6 protein-coding genes are annotated in these 7610 nt (G+C 55.6%); 3 read left to right on the top strand and 3 right to left on the bottom strand.

Annotated elements, in window-relative coordinates:
• Nucleotides 1-109: 109 nt before the first annotated feature.
• Complete coding sequence (gene dsbB, locus NR201_RS22300; protein WP_256850182.1) at nucleotides 110-640, bottom strand: disulfide bond formation protein DsbB; 531 nt, start codon at nucleotides 638-640, stop codon at nucleotides 110-112.
• A 483-nt stretch (nucleotides 641-1123) separates the two neighbouring features.
• Between dsbB and fadR the strand changes: the two genes are divergently transcribed.
• A complete protein-coding gene (gene fadR / locus NR201_RS22295; protein WP_010670276.1) occupies nucleotides 1124-1843 on the top strand; it encodes a fatty acid metabolism transcriptional regulator FadR in 720 nt (239 codons plus the stop codon).
• A gap of 41 nt (nucleotides 1844-1884) precedes the next feature.
• On the opposite strand, the gene NR201_RS22290 is transcribed toward fadR, so the two are convergent.
• Nucleotides 1885-3420 carry a SpoVR family protein gene (locus NR201_RS22290; protein ID WP_022625556.1) on the bottom strand — a complete coding sequence of 512 codons (1536 nt, stop codon included), beginning with the start codon at nucleotides 3418-3420 and terminating at the stop codon, nucleotides 1885-1887.
• 504 nt (nucleotides 3421-3924) lie between these two features.
• On the opposite strand from NR201_RS22290, the gene NR201_RS22285 reads away from it, so the two are divergent.
• On the top strand, nucleotides 3925-5226 hold the full coding sequence (locus tag NR201_RS22285; protein ID WP_010260588.1) for a D-amino acid dehydrogenase: 1302 nt from the start codon (nucleotides 3925-3927) through the stop codon (nucleotides 5224-5226).
• Nucleotides 5227-5245: 19 nt separating this feature from the next.
• Nucleotides 5246-6316, top strand: coding sequence for a catabolic alanine racemase DadX (gene dadX / locus NR201_RS22280; protein WP_256850181.1), 1071 nt, complete (start codon nucleotides 5246-5248; stop codon nucleotides 6314-6316).
• Here the strand turns inward: dadX and NR201_RS22275 are convergent.
• Nucleotides 6309-7502: a multidrug effflux MFS transporter gene (locus tag NR201_RS22275; RefSeq protein ID WP_256850180.1), complete on the bottom strand. Its 1194-nt coding sequence runs from the start codon at nucleotides 7500-7502 to the stop codon at nucleotides 6309-6311. The two genes, dadX and NR201_RS22275, sit on opposite strands and share 8 nt — an antisense overlap.
• Nucleotides 7503-7610 lie beyond the last annotated feature (108 nt).

The following is a 7610-nucleotide window of genomic DNA, read 5'->3' as shown; positions in this document are numbered from 1 at the left end:
AGGAACCGCGCAGCGGCGCGAGGACCGCCAGCCCCTGCCCGGCACCAGACTGCGTTATCACCTGTCGCTTAACTGACCAGCATTATGCCAGTGACAGCCTTTTTTGATCTCAGCGACCAAAGAGATCGCGGCGTTTAGGTTTCAGCGGCTGGGCTATCAGCACCAGCGCCGCGACCAGCAGATAACCGGCGAACACCACAATCATCCACTGCGGCATGCTGAGCGTCAGGAAAGTCCAGCTGCGTTCTGCACAGTCACCGCTGGCAAGAAACACCGACGGCAGCCACTTATCCAGCGGTAAGCCGCTGGGGAAGCGAGCAACAAAATCACAGGTGGTGAAGGGGTTAGGGTGCAGCTGAATCATGGTATGTTCATAAGAGAGACGCAGACCTTCCCAGGCACTGTAGATCCACAACGCCAGCGCCGCCAGACGCAACGGCGATTTTGGCGCAATCGCACCAACCAGACCCGCGCCCAGCACACCAAACAGCGCATTGCGCTCATAAATACACATCACGCAGGGCTTCAGGCCCATTACGTGCTGAAAAAAGAGTGCTGTTAATTCCAGTGCAAGTGCAGTCAGTGCCAGTAGTAACCAGGCTCCGCGACCACGTGAGCATTGATTCAGATATCGCAACATATTGCATTCCCTGTAAACGTTAATGCCACGCAGTGTAAACCAAAAGCGTTTGCAAACCAGCCAGGGACAGGGAAAAATCGTGTGCAAACATGACCTGATTCTGATCCAGAGCAGGTTAAATGAGGATAAGCCGGACCTTATCTGCAGAACGACCGTCAGTGAAGAGCGGGGAGATCCGCAGCGGCGACAGAGGCGATCGCATGCGGCAGGAGGCGAAACGGCAGGCGCGGGTTATATGCTGCCAGCGTTCTGCGCTTTCAGGGCGGCTGAACGCTGACACTCCGCGGTGCTGTGGCACGCGCTATTTCAGCGCAGAAAGTCGTTCAGCCCGCCCGTGATCCTGAAGCCGCTGATACTGCGGTCAGGCATGCGGAAATATGCGCCTACGCCCGGTTTTAATGGTTACGCAGGCTATATCCGCTATAGGGCGTCTGGTATGATGAGTGCCCATCATGATTAGAAAAGCAACGAGAACACATTGCTATGGTTATAAAGGCTCAGAGTCCAGCGGGATTTGCTGAAGAGTATATTATTGAAAGCATCTGGAACAGTCGCTTTCCGCCAGGGTCGATTCTTCCTGCTGAGCGTGAGCTTTCTGAATTGATTGGGGTGACGCGCACCACCTTGCGTGAAGTGCTGCAGCGCCTGGCGCGCGATGGCTGGCTGACTATTCAGCACGGTAAACCAACACGGGTGAACGATTTCTGGGAGACGTCCGGCCTGAATATTCTGGAAACGCTGGCCCGTCTCGATCACGACAGCGTTCCGGTGCTGATCGACAACCTGCTGTCGGTACGCAGCAATATTTCATCGATCTTTATCAGCCGGGCGCTGCGCCATCATCCGGACAAAGCACGCGAAGTGCTGGAAACGGTCAGCGCGGCTGCCGATCAGGCTGATGCCTATACCGAGCTCGACTACCGGGTGTTCCGTGGTCTGGCGTTTGCGTCAGGTAACCCGATTTACGGTCTGATCCTGAATGGCCTGAAAGGGCTCTATACCCGCGTTGGCCGCCACTACTTCTCTAATCCGGAAGCCCGTCAGGTCGCGCGCGATTTCTATCTTAAACTGCTGGAACTGTGCGACAAAGAGCCCGGACAGGATGAGATTGTGGACGTGGTGCGCAACTACGGCCGCCGCAGCGGTGAAATCTGGCACAGTATGCAGAAGAATCTGCCCGACGATCTCGGCAGTAAGCGTTAAAAAAAACCGGACATCGCGTCCGGTTTTTTGTTTTTATCCCATCAGAGTGATGAACCGCGTGGTGGATTACGATCCAGCAGCTCTACGCTGCCATCCTCGTTCTGCTGTTCCAGAATCACATCAAATCCCCACAGACGATGCACATGCTTCAGCACCTCGCGACGGCTCTTATCCAGTGGCGTGCGGCTCTGCGGCACATAACGCAGGGTCAGCGAACGGTCACCGCGCAGATCGACGTTATAGACCTGAATATTCGGTTCGAGATTACTCAGGTTGTACTGCGCAGAGAGCTGCTGGCGAATTGCCCGGTAGCCCGCCTCATCGTGGATCGCGGCGATTTCGAGATAATTGTTGCGGTCATCATCCAGTACGGTAAACAGACGGAAATCACGCATGACTTTCGGCGACAGGAACTGGCTGATAAAACTCTCATCCTTGAACTCGCGCATCGCAAAATGCAGCGTTTCCAGCCAGTCGGAACCGGCGATATCCGGGAACCAGTAGCGATCCTCCTCGGTCGGCGACTGACAGATACGCTTGATATCCTGCATCATCGCGAACCCTAAAGCATAGGGGTTGATGCCGTTATACCACTGACTGTTATAGGGCGGCTGAAACACGACGTTGGTGTGGCTGTGCAGGAACTCCATCATAAAGCGTTCCGACACTTTGCCTTCATCATAGAGGTGATTGAGGATGGTGTAGTGCCAGAATGTTGCCCAGCCTTCATTCATTACCTGGGTCTGTTTCTGCGGATAGAAATACTGGCTCACCTTGCGCACAATGCGCAGGATCTCACGCTGCCATGACTCCAGCAGCGGGGCGTTTTTCTCCATAAAATAGAGCAGGTTTTCCTGCGGTTCAGAGGGGTAGCGTGCGGCTTCAAAGGTCACGGCCTCTTTCTCTCGCCGTGGCAGCGTTCGCCAAAGCGTGTTCACCTGACTTTGCAGATACTCTTCACGGCTTTTCTGCCGCGCCTTCTCCTCCTGCAGAGAGATCTTCTGCGGGCGTTTATAGCGGTCGACGCCATAATTCATTAAGGCATGGCAGGAGTCCAGCAACCGCTCTACCTCTTCGACGCCATAGCGCTCTTCGCAGTCACTGATATAGTTTTTGGCGAACAACAGGTAATCGACAATCGACCCGGCATCCGTCCAGCTGCGGAACAGATAGTTATTTTTAAAGAAAGAGTTGTGGCCATAGCAGGCATGCGCCATCACCAGCGCCTGCATGGTCATGGTGTTCTCTTCCATCAGGTAGGCGATGCAGGGATTAGAGTTGATGACAATCTCATAGGCCAGACCCTGCTGACCATGCTTATAGCGCTGCTCGGTCTCGATAAACTTTTTGCCGAATGACCAGTGTGAATAGTTGATTGGCATGCCGACGCTGGAGTAGGCATCCATCATCTGTTCAGAGGTAATCACTTCGATTTGGTGCGGGTAGGTATCAAGCCGGTAGAGTTTAGCCACCCGGTCGATCTCGGCTAAGTAGACATCAAGCAGTTCGAATGTCCAGTCTGGTCCGTCATTGAGTCGTTTGCTGTCTCTGATGGCTTCGTCAAAGATTGTCGTCATAGCGCACCTCTTTTTTGCAAACCGGCTGACCCGAAAGACAACCCGTTCTGGTTATTTAAGGCTTCATCCTGAAAAAGGGAACCCGAAAAAAACTGAGCGAACACAACAATGATAGCCCACTGTCGCTTATCCGAAATGCGAACTCAAACGAATTCTTTGGCACAAAATCATTAAGAGTCGTGCGGCAGGGGATTTAACAGCCTTTAATTCTGACTATATTATAAATGCCGGTATCTAATGCTGTTTATAAGCGGAATGTATGGGGTTGAATGAATCTCCTGCAACAGGCAGATTTAACTGCCTTCGTTGTCATTTATTTCTGTGTTTAAGGATTAAGACGCATAAAGCGCTGAAATTGGCCGTGCGACAAGATTTTAGTTACCTGAAAAGTAAAAAAGATGTGAAATGGATGGTGAAATTCTGTGGTGGTGTCCGCTATGTAAATCCGCTGACTATCATCAGTTGAACAGTGAATTATGCTTTTACAGGTCGGGTGGGGGAGCTATGCACGTTGTAATTCTTGGAAGTGGTGTGGTCGGGGTGGCAAGTGCCTGGTATCTGGCGCGTGCCGGACATCAGGTGACGGTCATTGATCGTCAGCCCGCCGCAGCGATGGAGACCAGTGCAGGGAATGCCGGTCAGATCTCTCCGGGTTATGCCGCACCCTGGGCAGCGCCCGGCGTGCCATTGAAAGCGGTGAAGTGGATGTTTCAGCGCCACGCGCCGCTGGCTATCCGGCTGGATGGCAGTAGTTTTCAGCTGGAGTGGATGTGGCACATGCTGCGCAACTGCGACATCAATCACTATCAGCAGAACAAAAGCCGCATGGTGCGGATTGCCGAATATAGCCGTGACTGTCTGAAAGCGCTGCGCAGTGAAACCGGCATCGCCTATGAGGGCCGTCAGGGCGGGACGCTGCAACTGTTCCGTACCCAGCAGCAGTTCGACAGCGCCAGCAAAGATATTGCGGTGCTGCGCGACGCGGGCGTGCCCTATGAGCTGCTGCAGGCGCATGAACTGTCTCGCGTTGAACCGGCACTGGCGGCAACTCAGCATAAACTCACCGGCGGATTACGCCTGCCCAATGATGAAACCGGCGACTGTCAGCTCTTTACTCAGCGGCTGGCAAAAATGGCCGAAGAGGCGGGCGTGGTCTTCCGCTTTAATACTCCGGTCGACCACCTGCTGCGCGATGGCAATCGCATCTATGGCGTGAAGTGCGGCGATGAGATTATCAAGGCAGACAGCTATGTGGTGGCGTTTGGTTCCTACTCGACCGCGCTGTTAAAAAATGTCATCGATATTCCGGTCTATCCGCTGAAAGGCTATTCACTCACTATTCCGATTAAAAATCCTGACGCCGCACCGGTTTCAACTATCCTGGATGAGACCTACAAAGTGGCGGTGACGCGGTTTGACGATCGTATTCGTGTCGGCGGGATGGCAGAAATTGTTGGTTTTAACACCAAACTCACCGAAGCGCGGCGGGAAACGCTGGAGATGGTGGTCAGTGATCTCTATCCTGAAGGCGGTCATCTCGCGCAGGCGAGTTTCTGGACCGGTCTGCGTCCGATGACGCCAGACGGTACGCCGATTGTGGGCGCCACACCGATCTCTAATCTCTGGCTCAATACCGGTCACGGTACGCTGGGCTGGACGATGGCGTGTGGTTCTGGTCAGCTGCTGGCCGATCTCATCTCCGGTAAAAAGCCGGCCATTGCGGCGGATGACTTAGCGGTGTTCCGCTACTTACCCGGTTTCGCGGCGACCTCATCGCCGCTGCGTAACGCCAACGCAACTCGTTAAGTATTCAGGGAGAGAGAGGATGTCACGTCCGATTGTCGCTACCATCAACCAGCAGGCGTTACGTCATAACCTGACTGTTGTTCGCCAGGCGGCACCTGCCTCCCGCGTCTGGTCAGTGGTGAAAGCTAATGCTTATGGCCATGGCATTGATCGCGTGCGCGAGGCGTTATCTGCCACTGACGGCTTCGCGCTTCTTAATATGGAAGAGGCAATCCAGCTGCGCGAACAGGGCTGGAAAAAGCCGATTCTGCTGCTGGAAGGTTTCTTCCAGCCAGAGGATTTGCAGCTGATTGACCGTTATCGTCTCACCACCAGCGTACACAGTAACTGGCAAATCAACGCGCTGGCCAGTGCCAGACTTGCAGCACCGGTTGATATCTATCTCAAAATGAACAGCGGGATGAACCGGCTGGGTTTTCGCCCGGAACAGGTCAACGGTGCATGGCAAAAGCTGCGGGCGCTCAGTACGGTAGGTGAGATGACGCTGATGGCCCATTTTGCCGATGCGGAAAATCCGCAGGGTCTGATTGCGCCACTGCAGCGCGTAGAGCAGGCGGCTGAGGGGCTGAACTGTCCGCGATCGCTCTCCAACTCCGCCTGCACCCTGTGGCATCCTGAAGCGCACTTTGACTGGGTCCGTCCCGGCATCATTCTGTATGGCGCGTCGCCCAGCGGTGACTGGCAGGACATTGCAGGTAGTGGCCTGAAGCCGGTGATGACCTTAAGCAGTGAGATTATTGCGGTCCAGCAGCTACAGGCGGGCGATGGAGTGGGTTACGGCTACCGCTATCAAGCCAGTGCAGCGCAGCGAATTGGCGTGGTGGCCTGTGGCTACGCGGATGGCTATCCACGGCATGCCCCGACGGGTACGCCCGTCTGTGTCGATGGTGTAATGACTCAGGTGGTTGGTGCGGTTTCGATGGATATGATCACCGTCGACTTGACCCCCTGTCCCCAGGCCGGTATTGGCTCAGCGGTGGAGCTGTGGGGTGAGCAGGTGAAAATCGATATGGTGGCAAAAGCGGCCGGAACGGTAGGGTACGAGCTGATGTGCGCGCTGGCACCCCGCGTTCCGGTCACGGTTATTTAAGCGCGGTCAGGCTGCCGCGCATCTTTCTGCTGCAGCGCCAGGCGATAAAGGCCAGCGCTGCACCCAGCAGCATCATCAGACTCAGCGACAGCTTCTCCGCCACCGGCAGCGCCACAATGACCAGGCTGCCTGACGCGCCACCGGCCATCTGAATGAATCCCTGCAAGGCGGATGCCACGCCCGCCTGTTGCTGATAGGGCTCCAGCGCATAGCTGGTGGCCGGTCCTACCGTAAAGGCCAGCCCGGCAACTGAAACGGCCACCGGGAACATGTAAAGCGCCCAGTGCGTCTGCATCTCCGCCGGGAAGATCTGCATCCCCGCTACCAGCAGCACCGCGCCCAGCAGCATAGTGAAGAATCCCATCGCCAGGCAGAAAGGGCGACCCGCTTTGCGAATCGCTTTATTCACGAACATGCTGACAAACATGATCCAGAAACCGTTGGCGCCAAAAGCAAAAGAGAACTGGATTGGCGTCAGCCCGCCTTCGGTCATTAATACCTGCGGTGCCAGCGACACGTAGGTCAGCACCATGCCCAGCGCACCGGCATTGGCGAACGCGAACGCCAGAAAGCGCGGCTGACGCAGGATCGCGACATACTGTTTAATCGGTAATCCTTTCACCCGCAGGGTATCCGCCGGGCGCGTCTCTGGCAGCCAGATAATCACCAGCAGCGCAATCAGCACGCCGTAGGCGCAGAGAAACCAGAAGGGTGCGCGCCAGTCAAAGGCGCTGGCCAGCAAACCGCCCAGCAGCGGAGCAAGGGCCGGGACGATGTTTAATGCGCCATTCAGGAAGCCATATGCACGGGCGGCATCATCACCGCTCAGGCGGTCACGCACGCCGCTAAAGGCCACGACCGCGCTGCAGCAGACGCCACAGCCCTGCACCAGGCGGGCAAGGACGAACAGCGGGAATGAGGTGGCGGTGGCGGCGATGGCACTCCCCGTGATGTAAAGCGCCAGGCCCAGCAGGGCGATCGGCTTACGGCCATAGTTGTCCACCAGCGGGCCGGTCACCAGCTGTCCCAGCCCCATAACCAGCAGAAACAGGGGAATGGTGGTTTGCACCAGATTAACCGGCGTATCCAGCCCTTCTGCGATTTGTGGCAGCGTGGGCAAATAGAGATCGATGCCTAAGGGTGCCAGCAGCACCAGGCTTAATAACAGCAGAGTAAATTTTTGCATAACAACCAGAGGGTAAGCGTTCTGTTAAAAAACGATCGCAGAGGGTAATGATTCAGCGGCAAAAAAGATAGAGGAAGTCGTGCGGAAAGTGCGATGCCTGCTGTAAAC

It is taken from the genome of Pantoea sp. Fr-CA_6 (genome assembly GCF_024520895.1).
Lineage (GTDB): Bacteria > Pseudomonadota > Gammaproteobacteria > Enterobacterales > Enterobacteriaceae > Pantoea > Pantoea agglomerans.
This window is presented reverse-complemented; position numbering and strand designations above follow the sequence as displayed.

Bases quoted from the DNA above. Each gene is read 5' to 3' on its own strand.
- NR201_RS22285 (WP_010260588.1), top strand. From the start codon at position 3,925: ATGCACGTTGTAATTCTTGGAAGTGGTGTGGTCGGGGTGGCAAGTGCC.
- NR201_RS22290 (WP_022625556.1), bottom strand. From the start codon at position 3,420: ATGACGACAATCTTTGACGAAGCCATCAGAGACAGCAAACGACTCAAT.
- fadR (WP_010670276.1), top strand. From the start codon at position 1,124: ATGGTTATAAAGGCTCAGAGTCCAGCGGGATTTGCTGAAGAGTATATT.
- dadX (WP_256850181.1), top strand. From the start codon at position 5,246: ATGTCACGTCCGATTGTCGCTACCATCAACCAGCAGGCGTTACGTCAT.
- NR201_RS22275 (WP_256850180.1), bottom strand. From the start codon at position 7,502: ATGCAAAAATTTACTCTGCTGTTATTAAGCCTGGTGCTGCTGGCACCC.
- dsbB (WP_256850182.1), bottom strand. From the start codon at position 640: ATGTTGCGATATCTGAATCAATGCTCACGTGGTCGCGGAGCCTGGTTA.